This window comes from Streptomyces sp. NPDC005931, assembly GCF_042871235.1.
Classification (GTDB): Bacteria; Actinomycetota; Actinomycetes; order Streptomycetales; family Streptomycetaceae; genus Streptomyces.
In genome coordinates, this window is record NZ_JBIAIG010000003.1 from 456,990 (window position 1) to 476,998 (window position 20,009).

Annotated in this window: 13 protein-coding genes; 8 read left to right on the forward strand and 5 right to left on the reverse strand. The window is 73.3% G+C overall.

Annotated features, from left to right (window positions below; all coding sequences use genetic code 11):
• Positions 1 to 680: 680 nt before the first annotated feature.
• The gene (locus tag ACFYOV_RS09590) at positions 681 to 1,652 is read right to left on the reverse strand and encodes a polysaccharide pyruvyl transferase family protein (RefSeq protein ID WP_389084975.1); all 972 of its coding nucleotides are present in this window, start codon (positions 1,650 to 1,652) and stop codon (positions 681 to 683) included.
• A 153-nt stretch (positions 1,653 to 1,805) separates the two neighbouring features.
• Here ACFYOV_RS09590 and ACFYOV_RS09595 point away from each other — a divergent pair, with 153 nt between their 5' ends.
• Together ACFYOV_RS09595 and ACFYOV_RS09600 are read left to right on the forward strand one after the other, a co-directional pair.
• Positions 1,806 to 2,951, forward strand: a complete 1,146-nt coding sequence (locus tag ACFYOV_RS09595) for a winged helix DNA-binding domain-containing protein (RefSeq protein WP_389084977.1) — start codon at positions 1,806 to 1,808, stop codon at positions 2,949 to 2,951.
• 412 nt (positions 2,952 to 3,363) lie between these two features.
• Positions 3,364 to 4,479, forward strand: a complete 1,116-nt coding sequence (locus ACFYOV_RS09600) for a winged helix DNA-binding domain-containing protein (protein WP_389084980.1) — start codon at positions 3,364 to 3,366, stop codon at positions 4,477 to 4,479.
• A 165-nt stretch (positions 4,480 to 4,644) separates the two neighbouring features.
• Here the strand turns inward: ACFYOV_RS09600 and ACFYOV_RS09605 are convergent, their stop codons facing one another.
• The 3 genes from ACFYOV_RS09605 to ACFYOV_RS09615 all read right to left on the reverse strand — a co-directional run bounded on the left by ACFYOV_RS09605 (position 4,645) and on the right by ACFYOV_RS09615 (position 9,471).
• A complete protein-coding gene (locus ACFYOV_RS09605; protein WP_389084982.1) occupies positions 4,645 to 5,436 on the reverse strand; it encodes a S1 family peptidase in 792 nt (263 codons plus the stop codon).
• Positions 5,437 to 5,634: 198 nt separating this feature from the next.
• Complete coding sequence (locus ACFYOV_RS09610; protein ID WP_389084985.1) at positions 5,635 to 8,484, reverse strand: AAA family ATPase; 2,850 nt, start codon at positions 8,482 to 8,484, stop codon at positions 5,635 to 5,637.
• A 156-nt stretch (positions 8,485 to 8,640) separates the two neighbouring features.
• Entirely contained in the window at positions 8,641 to 9,471 is an 831-nt protein-coding gene (locus ACFYOV_RS09615; RefSeq protein ID WP_389085619.1) for a response regulator transcription factor, read from the reverse strand.
• 141 nt (positions 9,472 to 9,612) lie between these two features.
• Here ACFYOV_RS09615 and ACFYOV_RS09620 point away from each other — a divergent pair, with 141 nt between their 5' ends.
• From ACFYOV_RS09620 to ACFYOV_RS09640, 5 genes are all read left to right on the forward strand, one after another.
• Entirely contained in the window at positions 9,613 to 11,283 is a 1,671-nt protein-coding gene (locus ACFYOV_RS09620) for an AMP-binding protein (protein WP_389084987.1), read from the forward strand.
• A complete protein-coding gene (locus ACFYOV_RS09625) occupies positions 11,280 to 12,887 on the forward strand; it encodes an AMP-binding protein (RefSeq protein ID WP_389084990.1) in 1,608 nt (535 codons plus the stop codon). The genes ACFYOV_RS09620 and ACFYOV_RS09625 overlap by 4 nt, the downstream gene beginning before the upstream one ends.
• A gap of 86 nt (positions 12,888 to 12,973) precedes the next feature.
• Positions 12,974 to 13,996, forward strand: coding sequence for a LacI family DNA-binding transcriptional regulator (locus tag ACFYOV_RS09630; RefSeq protein ID WP_389084992.1), 1,023 nt, complete (start codon positions 12,974 to 12,976; stop codon positions 13,994 to 13,996).
• Between the two features lie 264 nt (positions 13,997 to 14,260).
• Complete coding sequence (locus ACFYOV_RS09635) at positions 14,261 to 15,388, forward strand: cellulose binding domain-containing protein (RefSeq protein WP_389084995.1); 1,128 nt, start codon at positions 14,261 to 14,263, stop codon at positions 15,386 to 15,388.
• A 571-nt stretch (positions 15,389 to 15,959) separates the two neighbouring features.
• The gene (locus ACFYOV_RS09640; protein WP_389084997.1) at positions 15,960 to 17,045 is read left to right on the forward strand and encodes a lytic polysaccharide monooxygenase; all 1,086 of its coding nucleotides are present in this window, start codon (positions 15,960 to 15,962) and stop codon (positions 17,043 to 17,045) included.
• 99 nt (positions 17,046 to 17,144) lie between these two features.
• On the opposite strand, the gene ACFYOV_RS09645 is transcribed toward ACFYOV_RS09640, so the two are convergent.
• On the reverse strand, positions 17,145 to 17,849 hold the full coding sequence (locus ACFYOV_RS09645) for a hypothetical protein (RefSeq protein ID WP_389085000.1): 705 nt from the start codon (positions 17,847 to 17,849) through the stop codon (positions 17,145 to 17,147).
• A gap of 243 nt (positions 17,850 to 18,092) precedes the next feature.
• Between ACFYOV_RS09645 and gcl the strand changes: the two genes are divergently transcribed.
• Entirely contained in the window at positions 18,093 to 19,910 is a 1,818-nt protein-coding gene (gene gcl / locus ACFYOV_RS09650) for a glyoxylate carboligase (RefSeq protein ID WP_389085002.1), read from the forward strand.
• Positions 19,911 to 20,009: the final 99 nt, after the last annotated feature.

The window sequence follows — 20,009 nt, forward strand, 5'->3', positions numbered from 1 at the left end:
ACCGTCGTCAGGAGGTCCATGTCGATCGTCGAGTCATTAGGGGCCCCATTGCTCACCGTGGCTGTCACTCTCGGCGGTGGTTGGCTCGTGACGACCCGGGTCACTGACCGCTGGGAGCAAGTCAAGAAGAGCCGCGGATGGACCTGGCAGCAGCTCAGGACTTCCAACGTCTCTACGGAGAATTCGTAGCCATCTGGAAGACGTGGAACTCCCTGACAGACGGCCACACACCCGTCACTACGCCCGAGCACGTCGGCTGGGGCTGCCTCGAACGGGCGACCGCCGCCGAAGGACAGATCGAGGCGCTCATGGCCAAGCCGGCCGCCGAGCGCCTCCTCACCGAGGACGACATCGACATGCTCGGTGGTGTCCGCCAGGCGTTCAAGGTCGTCCGCCGGAGCATCAAACGAGGAGAACCGATCGGCTGGTGGTCTTCCGGAGCCGAGCCCTATATGGCGATCAAGACGTTGTCGGTGGCCATGTCCCTCATGCTCAGCACGGCGCCGAGGACCAAGGGCAGGCCCAGTGCGGCTGTCGCTGCCCGAAACTTCAAGGGAATCACCGACAACCGGCATGAGGTCTCCTGGATGACACCGCGAGACGCTTGGTTGAGGCGAGTCCCCGGACCACGACCGCAGCGCCCGGAGCGCACCCGCGCGAGCGCCCGGGTGCGCTCCGCCCTACCCGGTGTCCCGGCCCGTGCTCCACGGTCCGCCGCCCCCGCCGACGTGCCCGGCGGTGCTTCGGCCGCCCGCGCGGGTCGTCAGCGCCTCGACGAGCAGGTCCGCGCTGTCCGGGGCCGTGCCCTCGCGGAAGGCGTCGCGGACCTGGCGGGCGGCGACCCGGCCCGAGGTCAGGCACCAGTCCCACCACCGCTCGAGCAGCCGGACGTCCAGCCGCTCCGCCGGTATCAGCGCGGGCCAGCCGCAGGCGCGGGCCTGCGCTGCCACCTTGGCACCGCCCGCCACCGGGTCCACGGCCAGCACCGGAGTCCCGACCCGCAGCCCCAGCACCAGCCCGTGCAGCCGGTCGGTGACGACGAGGTCGAGGCGGGCCAGCACCGACTGGACCTGCGCGGGTGTCGCGCTCAGGTGCCAGTCGTGGGTGTCCAGCCGGGTCTCCAGCTCCAGCCGCGCGCAGTCCTTGCCGGCCAGCCAGTGGGTCACCTCCTCGGTGACCTGCCCGTGCCGCCGCTGCCGCCCGTACTCCTGCTGCCCCTGGGTGAGGATCACCCCGACCACGGGGCGCGCGGGCATGGCCGGGGCGTGGGCGGCCAGGTCCTCCACCGGCCGGCCGTCCGGGGTGTCCCGGGCCAGCACGCGGTGGAACCCGGTCACGGCGGCGTCGGCCGGATCGATCACCGACGTCCCGACGGCGATCCGCACGCAGTGTGCGAAGCGCCGGTGCAGATCCTCGACCTGGGGCCCGTGCAGCGGGCCGCAGACGAACACCAGATGGCTGTAGTCCCGGGGTCGCACGTCGTCCAGATGCCGGGCCTCCGGAAGGAAACCGGGGCTCCATACGACGTCGTAGGGGATACCGGCACCTCGCAGCACGTCCTCCACCCGGTGCAGGGCCAGCACGTCCCCGGCGGTCGCCTCGCCGTCGCGGAAGCTGAACCACCCGGTCAGCAGGACCCTTCGCGGTCGCATGAGGTCTCGTACGTGCACAGTGCGCACCGGGTGCCCCGCTCCGGCCCGTTCCAACCGGAATGCCTTGCTCCGGCACGCGTTCCGGCGGGAGTGACCCGGCCCCGGCCCCGGCCCCGGCGGACGGGGGCCCCGCGGGTGCGGAACAATCGCGGGGTGAAGATCGGCGCACGCGCACTCAACCGGGCCACGCTCGCCCGCCAGTTGCTCCTGGAGCGGCAACCGCTCGCCGTGCCCGACGCGGTGCGCCGCATCGTCGCCCTCCAGGCGCAGCACGCCCCCTCGCCGTACCTCGCCCTGTGGAACAGGATCACCGGCTTCGACCCGGCCGAGGTGGACGACGCCTTCGCCCGGCGGACGGTGGTCAAGGCGACCCTGATGCGGATCACCCTGCACGCGGTCCACGCCGACGACCACCGGGTGTTCCGTGAGGCCGTGCAGCCCACGCTGTACGCCTCGCGTCTCGGCCACCGCTTCGCCGCCGCGGGCCTGACCCCGGCGGACGGCGAGGAACTGGTGCCCGCGCTGCTGGCCTTCGCGGACCGCCCGCGCACCGCCGCCGACCTGCGCGCCTGGCTCACGGAACGGGTCGGTGCCAAGCGAGCGGAGGGCGCGTGGTGGGGGATGAAGGCGTACGCGCCTCTCCTGCACGTCCCGACGGGAGGCCCGTGGTCCTTCGGTGAGCGGGCCTCGTTCGTCGCGGCGCCCGTGGACACCCCGCCCCGCGGCCGGGCGCCCTCTCCGGACGCGCTCCGGACCTTTGTGCTGCGCTACCTGGAGGGCTTCGGGCCCGCGTCGGTGGCCGACGTCGCCCAGTTCACGATGCTCCAGCGGACACCGCTCCGCAAGGCGCTCCTCGACCTCGACGACGTCGTCGAACGCCTCGAGGGCCCCGACGGAACCACCCTGTACGACGTCCCCGGCGCCCCGCGCCCGCCCGCCGACACATCGGCCCCGCCCCGGCTGATGGCCATGTGGGACAGCACGCTGCTGGCGTACGCCGACCGCGGCCGGATGATCCCCGAGGAGTTCCGCCGGCTGGTGATCCGGGTCAACGGCGACGTCCTGCCCACCGTGCTGGCCGACGGCCACGTGGCGGGCGTGTGGCGGCCGGCCGACGGGGGCGGCGTGGAGGTCACCGCCTTCCGCGAGCTGTCCGGCGCCACCTGGGACGTCCTCGCCGAGGAGGCCGGCTCGCTCGGCGGCCTGCTGGCCGGACGCGACCCCTGGGTCTACGGCCGTTACCGCCACTGGTGGGCCAAGCTGCCCGAGGCGCAGGTCCGCGTCCTGCCGGGACCTTGAAGCCTCTGGTGTGGACCACGCCGCGGACGCGGGATCCGGCACGCGCATCCGCGGCGTTGTCGTTCGCCGCCGACACTCCGCGTCGACACCCTCCTCCGCCGTGCAGCCGCACGCACCGGTCCCCGCTCACGGGGTGGCACGGTGCCGTCGCCCCGATGCGTCCTCTCCCGAACGACACGCCCTGGGCCCGCTCGGGCCGGAGCCCGGCGGCCGGTGCCTTCCCACGTCCGTCCGCCCGGTCCCGCGCCTGCTCGGCGACCTCCCGCGCCTCTGCGGCGACGTCGCCGCGCTCGCGGATCAGGCCGTCGTGGACCGGAAGACGGACGCTGCCGGTGGCGGAGCTCGTCACGTGACCACACTGCGGCCCCGATACAGGACAGCGACCGACCTCGATCCTCGTTAGCGTGCCCGTATGACGAAGACGAAGCGGAGCGCCGGCGCGCCGGTCGCCGTGCTGAGCACCCGGGCGCTCAACCGCGCGACCCTGGAGCGGCAGTTGCTGCTGCACCGCTCACCCCTGTCCGCCGAGGCAGCGGTCGAGCACCTGATCGGCCTCCAGGCGCAGAACGTCAAGCCCCCGTACTACGCGCTCGCCGCCCGCCTCGACGGCTTCACCCCCGAGGCGCTGTCCCGGCCCATGGCCGAGCGCTCGGTGGTCCGCATCGTGACCCTGCGTTCGACCATCCACACCCACACCGCCCACGACTGCCTCACGCTGCGGCCCCTCGTGCAGCCCGCCCGCGACCGCGAACTCACCGCCTTCCGCAAGGGTCTGGTCGGCGTCGACCTCGACCGGCTCGCAGCCCTTGCCCGCGAACTCGTCGAGGCGGAGCCGCGCACCCCGAAGCAACTGCGCGAGGCCCTGCTGAAGGAGTGGCCCGACGCCGACCCGCAGGCGCTGTCCGTCGCCGCCCGCTGCACACTGCCGCTCGTCCAGGTCACCCCGCGCGGACTGTGGGGCCGCGCCGGCCAGGTCACCCTCACCACCGCCGAGCGCTGGCTGGGCCGCCCCGCCGAGCCCGCGCCGGCCCCGGACGGGACCGTGCTGCGCTACCTCGCCGCCTTCGGGCCCGCCTCCGTGAAGGACATGCAGACCTGGGCCGGCCTGACCCGGCTGCGCGACACCTTCGAACGCCTCCGCCCCCGGCTGGTGACCTTCCGTGACGAGAACGGCATCGAGCTCTTCGACCTCCCCGACGCGCCCCGCCCCGACCCGGACACCCCGGCCCCGCCGCGTCTCCTGCCGGAGTTCGACAACCTGCTGCTCTCCCACGCCGACCGCACCCGTGTGGTGCCGCCCGAGCTGAAGGGCCTGGCCTGGCAGGGCAACATCGCCCATCGCACCCTGCTCGTCGACGGCTTCCTGGCCGGCCTGTGGCGCCTCGAGGAACAGGCCCTCGTCGTCGAACCCTTCGGCCCGCTCGGCAGGCACCGGCGCGACGACGTCGCGGCCGAGGCGGAGCGCATGCTGCGGGTGATGCACCCGGGCACGACGTACGACATCCGCTTCGGCAGCGTACGGCGGTGACCCTCGGCGGCCATCGTCGTGCCCCTCGGCGGCGTTCGGCGGTGACCCGCAGCCGGCTCGCGGGGCCGTGTCCGAGCATTGGAGAGGGGGCGTTGCGGGCTGCTCGTGGAAGCCCGCAACGCCCCCTGTCTTGCACCTGAGGGATACTCAGGAAACCTCTCTGGCCTACGAATTGACCTGGGCCGTGACCTGCCCGGAGAAGGTGGTCAGGCGGGTGTACACGCCGGGGTAGCCGGCCGCCGCACAGCCGTCGCCCCAGGAGGTGATCCCGGCCAGGACGCCGTTGACGAGCAGCGGCCCGCCGCTGTCGCCCTGGCAGGTGTCCACACCGCCGGAGGAGTAGCCGGCGCACACCATGTCGCTCTGCACGAACCGGGTGCCGTAGGAGGCGCGGCAGCTCGTGTCGGAGACGGTCGGCACGGTGGCGGTGCGCAGCTGGTTGGAGGAGCTGCCGCCGGAGGACGTCGTGCCCCAGCCGACGATGCGGGCGGTGGTGCCGGCCGCGTACACCGAGGTGTCCGTGGCGGAGACGTACCGCGCCGCGGTGTACGGCATCGAGGTCGACAGAGTCAGCACGGCCACGTCGTCGCCCCGGGTGGCGCTGCGGTAGTCCGGGTGGATCCAGATCCTGCTGACCCTGGCCACCGTGCCGTTGGTGCCGTTGCGGTAGGTGCGTCCGCCGACCACGCGCACGCTGCTGGTCGTCTCCCCGACCATGCAGTGCGCGGCCGTGACCACCTTGGTGGGCGAGACGAGGGTGCCGCCGCAGAACTGGTTCTGCGAGGCGTCGGTGATCTGCATCATGAACGGGTACGACGACGTGGTGGTCGTCGTGCCGCCGACGATCGGCTGGGGAGCGGCGGCGGCGGAGGGGGCGGTGAGCAGCGCGGTCGCGGCGGCCGCGGCGGTCGCCGCGAGGGCGGCGGCGGTCTTCTTGGCGCGGGTGAGCCCGGTCATGGGTCTCCTCATCGGGTGGCCGGTGGGGGGTCGCGCGGGTGGGGGTGGTGCACGAGGGGCCCCGTGAGTGGCCCCCGTGTGCCCGGCGATCGGCACGGCCTTACGCTAGAAGGAGCGCCCGGGTGCCCCAATCAGGGAATTCCCTCAGGGAGTTGGGAAGGGAAAACCCTCGATGGCGGCATGTTGGCCGAAAGGTGTTCACTGCGTGCGGCGGCCCGCCGCCAGTCGGACGATGTCCACGCGCGAACGGATCCCCAGCTTGCGGTAGACCCGGGTCAGGGTCGCCTCCACCGTCTTGACGCTGATGAACAGGCGCCCGGCGATCTCCCGGTTGGTGGCTCCCTCCATCACCAGCGCTGCCACCTGACGTTCCATCGCGGCGAGGCCGTCCAGGGCGGCCGGCGTGTCGGCGGGCGCGGTCTCGGCCACCGCGGGACCGGCCGCGGCGGCCCGGTCGACCTGCCGCAGCCAGGGCAGCGCACGGCACCGTCGGAGCAGCCGCGCCGCCTCGTCGTACGACGCGGGCCCCGGCGGGCCGCCCCCCGCCGCCCGGGCGAAGCCGGTGGCCTGGGGGAGGGAGCGCAGCCGCGCCAGTTCGAACGCGGCCCGCGCCTCCTCCAGGCCGTGCCCCAGCTTGGCGAGCCGGTCCTGCGCCGACCTCAGCTGGGCGGCGGCCGCCTCCACGTCGCCGCGGGCCGCCCGCACCAGGGCCTCGGCCCGGTCCAGGACGGCCAGCACACTGTCCCGGCGCAGCCGCAGCGCGTGCTCCCGGGTGACGTCGATCAGATGCTGGGCCTCGCCCAGTTCGCCGACGCGGACCAGGGCCTCGGCGAGATCGCCCTGCCAGCGTCCCCGGGACGGGTCCGTGATCCCGAGGCCGTGCTCCAGCTCCCGCACCCGGCGCAGCGACCGCACCGTGCCGACCGTGTCCCCGGCCACCAGCTGGGCGTAGCCGAGGGCGGCCAGCGACCGGGACGCGTACACCTGGTCGCCGTCCTCCTCGGCCTGCTGCACCGCCTCCCGCGCCAGCGCGAGTGCCTGCTCCACATCGCCGCCGGACGCCTCGGCGAGGGACGTCTGCAACGCGGAGGCCACCTCGCCGATGCCGGAGTCCCGGGCCAGCCGCAGGCTCTCGCGGGCCAGCTCCAGGGCCCGGCCGCAGTGCCCGGCGAGCAGCTCGGTCTCGGCGAGCAGACGCACGTAGTGCACCTCGCTCTCGACCATGCCCCGCCGACGCGCCTCGCGCAGCAGCGCGGTCACCGTGCTGCGGGCCTCGGGCAGCTGGTCGCTCATGATCAACCAGCGGAAGCGGGCCGAGCCCGCGCCGTTGTGGTGGCAGGCCACCTGCGGGTCCTGCGGCTCCTTCAGGGCGCGCTTGATGGTGGCGGGGGCGTCGGGATGACCCATCAGGGTCTCGGTCTGCGCCTGGAAGGCGAGCGCCAGCAGCTCGGTGCGCCGGTCGCCGGCGCGGGCGGCGAGCTCGGCGGCGTGCGCGGCCTCCTGGCGGCCCTCCGCGAAGTCGCCCTCCACCACCAGGCCCCGCCAGGCCAGCTGGTAGTGCACCAGGGCCAGCAGCCGGGGGTCGTCGCCGGCGTCGGCGAGGGCCTGCGGGAACACGGCGTCCACGTCCCCGAGGGCCTGACCGGCGGCCTCGATCACCACCATCCAGGCCCGCACCCGCTCGGCCGGCACGGTGGTCCGGGTCAGCACGTCGCGGGCGATGTGCCGGGCGAGGTCGACCTCCCCGGCGGTGATCGCGTCCTCCGCGGCCTGGAGCCGCCGCTCGTCCGCGCCCGGCACGCCGTCGGCCGGAGTGTGCCGGGCGGCGAGCAGCCCGAGCGAGGCGGCGACCGACGGCGCCCCCCGGTCCCGGGCCAGCGCCGCGGCCTCGGCGAGCCGGGCGGCGACGTCCGGGTCGGTGCCGTTGGTGGCCAGGGCCAGATGCCGGGCCCGCTCGATCGGATCGGACGCCGCCGTGGACAGCGCCGCGTGCACCGCCCGCCGCTCCTGCGCCGGTGCCTCGGCGTACAGCGCGGCGGAGATCAGCGGATGGGCGAACCGTACGGCGGGATCCTCCGGCTCGGTCGCCAGCAGCCCCAGCTCGGCGGCCTGCGCGGTCTCCGCCTCCGCGTTCTCCCGGCCGGCCGCGCGCAGCAGCGCCAGGGTGGGGCGGGCGCCCGCGCTGACCACGAGCAGGGTGCGGCGGGCCTCGGCCGACAGCATCTCCAGGCGGCTGAGCACCAGGGCGCGCAGCGACGTCGGCACCGGCAGCGGCTCACCGGGACGCGGCGGCGTCGGGGTCTCGGCGAGAGCACGGCCCAGTTCGAGGGCGAACAGCGGGTTGCCGCCGCTGGTGCGGTGGATGTCCCGGACGGTGGACCGGGACAGTCCCGGGTAGCCGCGCTGGTCCAGCAGCGCCGAGACCTGGGCGCGCGAGAGCGGACCGAGGCGCAGCGCCAGGGTGTCGGGCGGGGCGGTGCGCAGATGACGGTCGTAGTCCTGGTCCTCGGTGCGCACCGCGCACAGCAGCTGCACCGGGGTGTCGCCCAGGCGCCGGGCGGCGAAGCCGAGGAGTTCGGCGCTGGCCGGATCGAGCCACTGGAGGTCGTCGGCGACGACGAGGACCGGCCCCTCGGCGGCGAGGGTGCGCAGCGCGGACAGCACGGCCAGCCGCAGCGCGAGCCCGTCCCGCTGGAGGGTGGACTCGCCGCGCCCGGTGAGCGCCGACTCCAGGGCGGTGCGCTGGGCCGCGGGCAGCCCGCCGGACACCCGGTCGAGGACCAGCCCGAACAGATCGGCCAGTGCCAGGAACGGCAGATGCGATTCGGACTCCGTGGCCGAACAGCGCAACACCGTGCCCGCCCCACCGGCGTTTTCCGCCGCCAGCGCCCGCAGCACGGTCGACTTTCCAATTCCGGCCGGACCGTGGAGCAGCACGCTGCCCCCCTGGGCGAGCCGCTCACGCGCGTCGGAGTACAGCTCCTCCCGGCCGATGACCAGGTCGGGGCGGCACCTCGCAGGCTCCTTGGCGTCCCGTCGCACGGTCACCGCTCCCTCCGTGTGTCGTGTCCTGGCCAATATTAGGCAACAGGCCCTTTAAATTCGGACGGACGGTGTGGTGAGGGAAATAACAGCCCGCCCGGGCCCGGAAAATCCAAACCCGCGTCCGCGCTATTGGCGACCGCATGGGAAAACACCGCAAACCTACGGCAACCACCCCGCCCGGCGCGCCGCCACCACTGCTTCCCCGCGCGTGCGGGCGCCCAGTTTCCGCATCGCGGACCTCAGGTACCCCTTGACCGTCTCGGCCGTCACCCCCAGCCGCTCGGCGGCCACCGCGTTGGTCGCCCCCGCGGCCACACAGGCGAGCACGTCCACCTCCCGGGGCGCGAGCCGCGCCGCCTCCGGACGCGTCGTGTCGGCCGTGAGCAGCGTGCACGCGTCCAGCAGCTCCGCCCGCAGGCCCGGATCCGCGATGCGCGCGGCCAGCGCCCGCAGTGCCGCGTGCGCCTCGCGCACCTGCTCCCAGGCGGCCCTCGACCCCGGCCGCACCTCCGGCTCCGGACGGGCGGCCGCCAGCAGCTCGCCCGCCTCCTCGCGCACCACCAGAGCCTGCTCCACGTCCCGCGCCGCCGCCACGGCCATGCCCAGGGTGCGGTCGCCCAGCGGCTGTGCCGAGCGCAGCGCACCGTAGATCACGCCGCGCACCCTGCGCCGGACCACCACCGGCACCGCGAGGACGGAACGCAGACCCTCGGCGGCGACCGGGGCGTCGTACTCGTGGCTGATCTGCCGAGAGGAGGAGTAGTCCGCCACCGCGCACGGCCGGGCCAGCGCCACCGCCCGGCCGCCCAGGCCACTGCCCGACATCACCGCGAGGGCGCTCAGCGCGGGCGTCGCGGTGCCGCTCAGCTCGCTGATGCGCACCTGCCGCCGCCCGGCCTCCACCAGCCCGCCGAAGGCCACCGGCAGCCCCGTGTCCCGCCGCAGCCGGACCAGCGCCCCGCGGATCTCCACCGCGTCGACCCCCCTCATCGGGTCAGCTGTCACCTGATCGCCCCTTCGCCGCGGCCCCTGATCGGGCGCACACCCCCGTTCGGGGGTAGTGAGACCTGCATCACGGATTACACGATGTCAGGGAGCCGCCCGGCAATGGTCCGGAACCGAGGAGGACAAATGACGACGGCGACGGAAGAGTTCCGCAGGGCCCGGGACTTCCTGCTGGAACACCGCGAGGACCATGCCACGGCCTACGCGGGCTTCTCCTGGCCGCGGCCCGAGCGGTTCAACTGGGCACTCGACTGGTTCGACGTGATCGCGGACGGCAACGACCGCACCGCCCTGCACCTCGTCGAGGAGGACGGCGGACGGACCCGGCTGTCCTTCGCCGACCTGGCCCGACGCTCCGACCAGGTCGCCAACTGGCTCCGGCAGCAGGGCGTGGCCGCCGAGGACCGGGTGCTGGTGATGCTCGGCAACCAGGCCGAGCTCTGGGAGACCGCCCTGGCCGCGATGAAGCTGCGCGCCGTCGTCATCCCCGCCACCCCCCTGCTCGGCTCCGCCGACCTGCGCGACCGCGTCGAACGGGGCCGGGTCCGGCACGTGATCGCACGAGCCGCCGACACCGCGAAGTTCGCCGAGGTCCCCGGCGACTACACCCGTGTCGCGGTCGGCGCGGGCGCCGAGGGCTGGCTGCCCTACGAGGACAGCCACGGCGCCGCCGAGCACTTCGCGCCGGACGGGCCCACCCTCGCCGACGACCCGCTGATGCTCTACTTCACCTCCGGCACCACCGCCCGGCCCAAGCTGGTGGAGCACACCCACACCTCGTACCCGATCGGGCATTTGGCCACCATGTACTGGATCGGCCTGCGACCCGGCGACGTGCACCTGAACATCTCCTCGCCCGGCTGGGCCAAGCACGCCTGGTCCAACCTCTTCGCCCCGTGGAACGCCGAGGCGACCGTCTTCCTGCACAACTACACCCGCTTCGACGCCGGCCGGCTGATGACCGAGATGGACCGCGCCGGCGTCACCACCTTCTGCGCCCCGCCGACCGTGTGGCGCATGCTCATCCAGGCCGACCTGACCCAGCTGCGCACCCCGCCCCGCGAGGTCGTGGCCGCCGGGGAACCCCTCAACCCCGAGGTCATCGAGCAGGTCCGGCGCGCCTGGGGCGTGACCGTCCGCGACGGCTTCGGGCAGACCGAGACCGCCGTGCAGGTCTCCAACAGCCCCGGTCAGCCGCTCAAGACCGGCTCCATGGGCCGGCCCAGCCCCGGCTACCGCGTCGAACTGCTCGACCTGGTCTCCGGCGCGCCCGGCGCCACCGAGGGCGAGATCGCGCTCGACCTGTCCGAGCGCCCCGTCGGCCTGATGGCCGGCTACCACGGCGACCCCGACCGCACCGCCGAGGCCATGGCCGGCGGCTACTACCGCACCGGCGACATCGGCTCCCGCGACCCTGATGGCTGCATCACCTACGTCGGGCGCGCCGACGACGTCTTCAAGGCGTCCGACTACAAGATCTCCCCCTTCGAGCTGGAGAGCGCCCTGCTGGAGCACGAGGCGGTGGCCGAGGCGGCCGTCGTGCCCGCCCCGGACGAGCTGCGGCTGGCCGTGCCCAAGGCGTACGTCGTCCTGGCGGAGGGCTTCGAGCCCGGTCCCGACACCGCGAAGGTCCTCTTCGAGCACTCCCGCGAGGTGCTGGCACCGTACAAGCGGATCCGCCGGCTGGAGTTCGGCGAGCTGCCCAAGACCGTCTCCGGCAAGATCCGCCGCATCGAGCTGCGCGAGGCCACGGCCGCCGGCAGCGCCAACGAGTACCGCGAGGAGGACGTCCGGTGACCGCCCTCTCCTACACGCACGGCACGAGCACCAGCGGGCTGCTCGGCGACACCATCGGGGCCGACCTCGACCGGACGATCACCGCGCACCCCGACCGTGAGGCCCTGGTCGACGTGCCCTCCGGACGGCGCTGGACCTACGCCGAGTTCGGTGCCGCGGTCGACCAGGTGGCGCGCGGACTGCTGGCCAAGGGCGTCGTCAAGGGCGACCGGGTCGGCATCTGGGCGATCAACTGCCCGGAGTGGGTCCTGGTCCAGTACGCCACCGCCCGCATCGGCGCGATCATGGTGAACATCAACCCCGCCTACCGCGCCCACGAGCTGGAGTACGTGCTGAAGCAGGCCGGGATCTCGGTGCTCATCGCCTCCCTGGCCCACAAGAGCAGCGACTACCGGGCCCTGGTGGAGCAGGTGCGGGGGAAGTGCCACGCGCTGCGGGAGACGGTCTACATCGGCGACCGGTCCTGGGACGCGCTGACCGCCGGCGCGGCGTCCGTGCCCCGGGACCGGCTCACCGCCGTCGCCGCGGAGCTGAGCTGCGACGACCCGGTGAACATCCAGTACACCTCGGGCACCACCGGCTTCCCCAAGGGCGCCACCCTCTCCCACCACAACATCCTGAACAACGGCTACTGGGTGGGCCGCACCCTCGGCTACACCGAGCGGGACCGGATCTGCCTGCCGGTGCCCTTCTACCACTGCTTCGGCATGGTCATGGGCAATCTCGCGGCCACCTCCCACGGTGCCTGCATGGTCATTCCCGCCCCGTCCTTCGAGCCGGGGCCCACGCTGGAGGCGGTCCAGCGGGAGCGCTGCACCTCCCTCTACGGCGTGCCCACCATGTTCATCGCCGAGCTGAACCTCCCCGACTTCGCGTCCTACGACCTCAGCTCCCTGCGCACCGGCATCATGGCGGGGTCGCCGTGCCCGGTGGAGGTGATGAAGCGGGTGGTGGCCGAGATGCACATGGAGGAGGTCTCCATCTGCTACGGCATGACCGAGACGTCCCCCGTGTCGTTGCAGACCCGCCGGGACGACGACCTCGAGCACCGCACCGGCACCGTCGGCCGCGTCCTGCCGCACATCGAGGTCAAGGTCGTCGATCCGGCCACCGGCGTGACCCGGCCGCGCGGTACCGCCGGTGAGCTGTGCACCCGCGGCTACAGCGTGATGCTCGGCTACTGGGACGAGCCCGAGAGGACGGCGGAGGCGATCGACCCCGGCCGCTGGATGCACACCGGCGACCTGGCGGTGATGCGCGAGGACGGGTACGTGGAGATCGTCGGCCGCATCAAGGACATGATCATCCGGGGTGGGGAGAACGTCTATCCCCGCGAGATCGAGGAGTTCCTCTACGGCCACCCCAGGATCGCCGACGTCCAGGTCGTCGGGGTCCCGCACGAGCGCTACGGCGAGGAGGTCCTCGCCTGCGTCATCCCCCGGGACGCGGCCGACCCGCCCACCCTCGAGGAGCTGCGTGCCTTCTGCGACGGGCAGTTGGCCCACTACAAGATCCCCAGCCGCCTGAGCGTCCTCGACGCCTTCCCGATGACCGTGTCCGGGAAGGTGCGCAAGGTGGAACTGCGGGAGCGCCACGGCGCCTGATCCACGCCACGGCGACCGAGGGGTGACCGGGGCGGTCGATCGCGGCGGGACCCCGCCCCTAGGATCGGGTGCCCTTGGGGGTGCATATGGGGAAGCGGCGTCCCGGTACGCCGACGCTGGAGGAGGTGGCCGCCCTCGCCGGTGTCGGCCGGGGCACGGTCTCCCGCGTCATCAACGACGAGACCGGGGTCAAGGAGTCCACGCGCCGTGCCGTGCGGCGCGCGATCGACGAACTGGGCTACGTGCCCAACCTGGCGGCGCGCTCACTGGCCGGGCGGCCCGCGGACGCCGTCGCGCTGGTCATGACGGAGACGGACTGGCGGCTGTTCGGCGAGCCGTTCTTCTCGGAGGTCGTCCGCGCGGTCGGCGACGCCCTGTCCGACACGTCGGTGCAGCTGCTGCTCACCCTGGTGCGCACGGACACCGAGCGCAAGCGCTTCGTCGAGTACGCGCGCGGTGGCCGGGTCGACGGGGTGCTGCTGATGTCCGTGCGCTCCGGGGACCGGCTGCCCGACATGCTCGCCGAGGCGGGACTGCCCACCGTGCTCCTGGGCCGGCGCTCGGGCGACGAACAGATCACCTACGTCGACGCGGACAACGTCGGCGGTGCCCGCGCCGCGGTCGACCACCTGGTGGCCGGCGGCCGCAGGGCCATCGCCGCCATCACCGGTCGGCCGGACATGTACGTCGCCCGGTGCCGCCTGCGCGGCTACGAGGAGGCGCTCGCCCGGGCCGGGCTGGACGGCGGGCCGTCCCTGGTCGCCGAGGGGGACTTCACCGAGGCCAGTGGGCGCCGCGCGACGGCGGCCCTCCTCGAGCGGCACCCGCACCTCGACGCCGTCTTCGCCGCGTCGGACACCATGGCCGCCGGTGCGCTGGCCGCGCTGCGCGCGGCGGGCCGCCGGGTGCCCGAGGACGTCGCGGTGATCGGTTTCGACGACTTCCTGCTCGCCGAGCACACCGATCCACCGCTGACGACCGTCCGTCAGCCGCTGGAGGAGATCGGCCGCACCATGGTGCGGCTGCTGTGGGAGGAGATGGAGCACCCGGACGTGGCCTGGCGGCACGTCATCCTGCGGACGCGGCTGGTCGTCCGCGGCTCCGCCTGAGCGCCGGGCCGACAATTTCGGGAGCGCTCCCAGCCGTCCGGCCGTGTCCGCGGACCTTTGCGCGGCCTCAGCTCGTCGTCGGCCGACCGGGCCCTTAGAGATCTTTTCGATTCGCTCGGCCCCAACGGGTTGTCAGGGACATGAAGCGCTCCTACAGTCCCCTCTTGAACCTTGAATGGGAGCGCTCCCATAACTGGGGAGTTGGGAGCGCTCCCGATAGGTGCGTGACCCCATCAGAGCTGTCCCTCTCAGAGAGGCCCCCGCATGCGACCCTTACCCCACCGCCCCGGAACGGCGCGCGGTCTGCTCGGCGCGCTGCTCACCGCTCTGCTCACCCTCACGGCCCTGGTGGCCGGCGCACCGGCCGCGCAGGCCGACACCGTCGTCTGCGAGCAGTACGGCTCGACCACGATCCAGGGCCGTTACGTCGTGCAGAACAACCGCTGGGGCACCGGTGCCCCGCAGTGCGTCACCGCCACCGACACGGGCTTCCGGCTCACCCGGGCCGACGGTTCGGTGCCCACCAACGGCGCCCCCAAGTCGTACCCCTCGGTCTTCAACGGCTGCCACTACACGAAGTGTTCGCCAGGGACCAACCTCCCCGCGCAGCTCAGCGGCATCGCCGACGCTCCCAGCAGCATCTCGTACGGCTATGTCGGCGACGCCGTGTACAACGCCTCGTACGACATCTGGCTCGACCCCGCCCCCCGGAAGGACGGGGTGAACCGGACCGAGATCATGATCTGGTTCCACAAGGTGGGTCCGATCCAGCCGATCGGCTCGCAGGTCGGCACCACCACCGTGGCCGGGCGCACCTGGCAGGTGTGGACCGGCAGCAACGGCTCGAACGACGTGATCTCCTTCGTCGCCCCCTCGGCGATGTCCAGCTGGAGCTTCGACGTCATGGACTTCGTCGACGAGACCGTCCGCCGGGGAATGGCCCAGGGCAACTGGTACCTCACGAGCGTCCAGGCAGGTTTCGAGCCGTGGCAGAACGGAGCCGGGCTCGCGGTGAACTCCTTCTCGTCGGCCGTGAACCTCGGCGGTCCCGGCGGCCCGGGCGAGGAGCCCGACCCCACGACGGCCTGCAAGGTGACCTACGCGACCACCGTGTGGCAGGGCGGCTTCACCGCCGACGTCACCGTCACCAACACCGGCTCGGCCCCGGTCGACAACTGGAAGCTCGCCTTCATCCTGCCCTCGGGGCAGCGGATCACCAGCGCCTGGAACGCCACCGTCTCCCCGTCCGCCGGTGCGGTGACGGCGACGCCGGTGGCGCACAACGCCCGCATCGCCCCCGGTGCCGGCCAGTCGTTCGGCTTCCAGGGCACCTACAGCGGCTCGTTCGCCCGGCCCGGCGGGTTCAGCCTCAACGGCACGCCCTGCGCCTGACCCGACCGGCACCCTCCGGGGCCGCTCCCCCTCTCCCTGCGCCGTCAGGGGGGGGCGGCCCCGACACGCCCCGCTCTTCCGCCGCCCTCCGGCCGTACCCGGAAAGGCCCCGCCATGAGCACGCGCCCCGCACCTCGCGCCCACCGGGCCCGCCCACCGGCCGGAGCGTCGGCGGGGACCCGGGCGGTTCGACGATCTCCAGCCTCGGCAGCGCACCCCGGCCGGGGCCTCCGGACGCGCCGCGGTCCGGGGCGCCTCCCACCACGGCGCCCTGGATCCCGAAGCCACCACCTCGTTCGGCTTCACCCTGAGTGGCGCTCCGGGCACACCCGCACCGCAGCGCACCGGCTCCCGACCCGCCCCGGTCACCCTGCCCAAGCGCCCGGCTCCGGGCCCCCTGCCTCAAGCGCCCCCCAAGCCCACCGCGCCGGCCGATCGATGCGGCCGACCCCCCAGACCCCTCGCCCGTCCGGCGCCGCCCGCCCGGGCGGGCGAGGGCTCCAACGGCGGACGGTGAGCCGCAAGAAGAGGACAGACCCGCAACAAACCCCACGAAGGCACAGGAGAGACCATGGGTCGACGCAAGAAACGAACCGTCTCCCTCGCGGCGGTGCTGGCGACCCTGCTCGGCGGGATCGGCCTGGTCCTGCTCGGCCAGGGCAACGCACAGGCACACGGTGTGACGATGATGCCCGGATCGCGGACCTACCTCTGCCATCTGGACGCCAGGACCGGCACCGGCTCCCTGGACCCGACCAACCCGGCGTGCCGGGCGGCGCTCAACGAGAGCGGGGCGACCGCGCTGTACAACTGGTTCGCCGTGCTCGACTCCAACGCCGGCGGGCGCGGCCCGGGGTACGTCCCGGACGGGAAGCTGTGCAGCGCCGGTGACCGGTCGCCGTACGACTTCACCGGGTACAACGCCGCCCGTTCGGACTGGCCCCGCACACACCTCACGTCCGGGAGGACGATCCGGGTCAAGCACAGCAACTGGGCCGCGCACCCGGGTGCCTTCCGGGTGTACCTGTCCAAGCCCGGCTACTCGCCCAGCACCGAACTGGGCTGGGACGACCTGGAGCTGATCCAGACCGTCACCGACCCGCCGCAGACCGGCTCGCCGGGTACCGACGGCGGTCACTACTCCTGGGACCTGAACCTTCCCTCGGGTCGCTCGGGCGACGCGGTGATGTTCATCCAGTGGGTGCGCTCCGACAGCCAGGAGAACTTCTTCTCCTGTTCCGACGTCGTCTTCGACGGCGGCAACGGCGAGGTGACCGGCATCCGGGGCTCGGGCAGCACCCCGACCCCGGACCCGACGACCCCGACGCCCACGCCGACCGACCCGCACACCGGGTGCATGGCCGTCTACCGGGTGACCAGCAGCTGGGGCGGCGGCTTCCAGGGGTCCGTCGAGGTCATGAACCACGGCACGACGGCGCAGGACGGCTGGGCCGTGAAGTGGACGCCCGGCGCGAGGACCAGGGTCGCCAGCGTGTGGAACGGTGCGATGACCACCGGCACGGACGGCTCGGTCACGGTCAGGAACGTCGACTACAACCGGACCGTCGCGCCGGACGGCAGCGTCACCTTCGGCTTCACGGCGACCTCGACCGGCAACAACCTCCCGGTCGGCTCCATCGGCTGCGTCACCCCGTAAGGAGCAGTCCCGGACGGCGCCGGCCCCCGCGCACCTGCGGTCGGCGCCGTCTTCCCGTGTGGTGCGCCGCCGTGGGCCGCTGCGTCGCCGGGCGCCGCGTCACCGTGCGCCGCCCCCGTCGTCGACCGCACCCGGAGCGAGCCGTGCGGCGAGTGCGCGGGCGGGGGCGTTCAGCGCGAGCGCGCCGTCGGCGGGGCCGAGGACGAACAGCGGGACGCCGAGGGTGCCGGCGCGGTCGCGGGCGTCCTCGGTGTAGCCGGCGCGGGACAGGCACAGGCACCGGGCCGATTCCGTCATCGCCGTCAACCACAGGCACTCCACGTCCCGCAGGGTCACGGGACGCTCCGGCGGGGCGACCAGGGCGACGACCCCGCGGCCGGTCAGCGCCACCCCGGCCGGCGGGGGCCGGTCCGCGGGGCGGACGTCCTCGTGGCCGAGCCGGCGCAGATACCGCGTCGCGGCCGTGACCGCGTCCCGCGCGCTGCCGGGCGTCCCGGCCGCCCGGTCGGTGCCCGGAGGGCCGGTGGCGGCCGCGGTGCCGTCCGCATCGGCCACCGGGATCCGCAGCGCCGTGCCGCACGGGCAGCCCAGTTCGGGGCGCGGCCACTCGCCGCGGTGCCCGCAGGCGCCGCACCGCACGATGACCCATTCCTCCTGCCAAACGCGCTCGGGGACGGGCGTGGGCCCACCCTCCCGGTCGAGCCGCGGGGCGACCGGGGCGCCGCACACACAGGGATACGACGGCACCGTGTAGCGATGGGCGCGCCGGCAGACCGGACAGCGCATCGGCACGCTCTCGGGCATGGCCCCCTCCTGTACGAGGACACATGGAACAGCCCCCCATCGTCCTTCACCGGCACACCGCCTGTCCGCCGCTCGGCCCCTGTTCGTGACGGTTCTCGCCGCACCCGGCCGCTCTTGACGGTCCTCACCCGCCACACCTACATTGCCTTCCAGATAGTAGAAGACATTTTCCGAAATACGGAAGAGGGCTCACCGCGGGGCGCGACGGGAGTGCGAATCCGACAGCCGAAGCGGGAGTACTCGATGCCTCGAATGACCGCTGCCCGCGCGGCAGTTGAGATCCTCAAGCGTGAGGGCGTCACCGACGCGTTCGGTGTCCCGGGCGCGGCGATCAACCCCTTCTACGCGGCCCTCAAGTCATCGGGCGGGATCTCCCACACCCTCGCCCGCCACGTCGAGGGCGCCTCGCACATGGCCGAGGGCTACACCCGTGCCCGTCCGGGCAACATCGGTGTCTGCATCGGCACCTCCGGCCCCGCCGGCACCGACATGATCACGGGGCTGTACTCCGCGACCGGTGACTCCGTCCCGATCCTGTGCATCACCGGCCAGGCCCCGACCGCCGTGATCCACAAGGAGGACTTCCAGGCCGTCGACATCGCCGCGATCGCCAGGCCCGTCACCAAGATGGCGGTCACCGTCCTGGAGGCCGCCCAGGTCCCGGGCGTCTTCCAGCAGGCGTTCCACCTCATGCGCTCCGGGCGCCCCGGTCCCGTCCTCGTCGACCTGCCGATCGACGTCCAGATGACGGAGATCGAGTTCGACCCCGGCACCTACGAACCGCTCCCCGCATACAAGCCCGCCGCGAGCCGCGCCCAGGTCGAGAAGGCGATCGGCATGCTCAACGTCGCGGAGCGCCCGCTGATCGTCGCGGGCGGCGGTGTCGTCAACGCCGACGCGGCCGACCTCCTGGTGCGGTTCGCCGAGCTGACCGGCACGCCGGTCGTCCCGACCCTGATGGGCTGGGGCGTCATCGCCGACGACCACGAACTCAACGCCGGCATGGTCGGCCTGCAGACCTCCCACCGCTACGGCAACGCGACGTTCCTCGAGTCCGACTTCGTCCTCGGCATCGGAAACCGGTGGGCCAACCGCCACACCGGCAGGCTCGACGTGTACACCGCCGGGCGGACCTTCGTCCACGTCGACGTCGAGCCCACCCAGATCGGCAGGATCTTCGCCCCCGACTACGGCATCGCGTCCGACGCCCGGGCCGCCCTGCAGGTGTTCGTCGAGGTCGCGGAGGAACTCCGGGCGGAGGGCAGGCTCCCCGACCGCTCCGCCTGGGCGGCCGCCGCCCAGGAGCGGAAGGCGACGCTCCAGCGCCGTACGCACTTCGACGACATCCCCATCAAGCCGCAGCGCGTCTACGAGGAGATGAACAGGGCCTTCGGTCCGCAGACGCGGTACGTCTCGACCATCGGCCTCTCGCAGATCGCCGGCGCACAGCTGCTGCACGTCTACCGACCGCGCCACTGGATCAACTGCGGCCAGGCCGGCCCCCTCGGCTGGACCGTCCCGGCGGCACTGGGGGTGGCCAAGGCGGACCCCGAGGCCCAGGTCGTCGCCCTGTCCGGCGACTACGACCTCCAGTTCATGATCGAGGAGCTGGCGGTCGGTGCGCAGCACCGCATCCCGTACATCCACGTCCTGGTGAACAACGCCTACCTCGGCCTGATCCGTCAGGCGCAGCGTGCCTTCGGCCTCGACTTCCAGGTCAAGCTGGAGTTCGAGAACGTCAACAGCCCCGAGCTGGGCGTCTACGGGGTCGACCACGTCAAGGTCGCCGAGGGCCTGGGCTGCAAGGCGATCCGGGTGACCGACCCGAACGAACTGGGCGCGGCCCTGGAACAGGCGAAGAAGCTCGCGGCGGAGTACCGGGTCCCCGTCGTCGTCGAGGCGGTCCTGGAACGCGTCACCAACATCTCCATGTCGACGACCAACGACATCGGTGACGTCGTGGAGTTCGAGGAACTCGCGACGGAGCCGGGGCACGCACCGACGGCGATCAGGACGCTGGAGGGATCGGGACCCCGACGGGCCGACGGGGCGACGGGCTGACGCGTCCGCGGGACGCGGCGGAGGGCGGGCCGTCCGGGGGACGGGGCCGCCCTCCGCCGTGCCACGGTGCCGTGCGTGCGGGTGCCGCGCGGGCCGCGC

Bases quoted from the DNA above. Each gene is read 5' to 3' on its own strand.
- ACFYOV_RS09590 (WP_389084975.1), bottom strand. From the start codon at position 1,652: ATGCGACCGCGAAGGGTCCTGCTGACCGGGTGGTTCAGCTTCCGCGAC.
- ACFYOV_RS09600 (WP_389084980.1), top strand. From the start codon at position 3,364: ATGACGAAGACGAAGCGGAGCGCCGGCGCGCCGGTCGCCGTGCTGAGC.
- ACFYOV_RS09605 (WP_389084982.1), bottom strand. From the start codon at position 5,436: ATGACCGGGCTCACCCGCGCCAAGAAGACCGCCGCCGCCCTCGCGGCG.
- ACFYOV_RS09615 (WP_389085619.1), bottom strand. From the start codon at position 9,471: ATGAGGGGGGTCGACGCGGTGGAGATCCGCGGGGCGCTGGTCCGGCTG.
- ACFYOV_RS09620 (WP_389084987.1), top strand. From the start codon at position 9,613: ATGACGACGGCGACGGAAGAGTTCCGCAGGGCCCGGGACTTCCTGCTG.
- ACFYOV_RS09630 (WP_389084992.1), top strand. From the start codon at position 12,974: ATGGGGAAGCGGCGTCCCGGTACGCCGACGCTGGAGGAGGTGGCCGCC.
- ACFYOV_RS09635 (WP_389084995.1), top strand. From the start codon at position 14,261: ATGCGACCCTTACCCCACCGCCCCGGAACGGCGCGCGGTCTGCTCGGC.
- ACFYOV_RS09640 (WP_389084997.1), top strand. From the start codon at position 15,960: ATGGGTCGACGCAAGAAACGAACCGTCTCCCTCGCGGCGGTGCTGGCG.
- ACFYOV_RS09645 (WP_389085000.1), bottom strand. From the start codon at position 17,849: ATGCCCGAGAGCGTGCCGATGCGCTGTCCGGTCTGCCGGCGCGCCCAT.
- gcl (WP_389085002.1), top strand. From the start codon at position 18,093: ATGCCTCGAATGACCGCTGCCCGCGCGGCAGTTGAGATCCTCAAGCGT.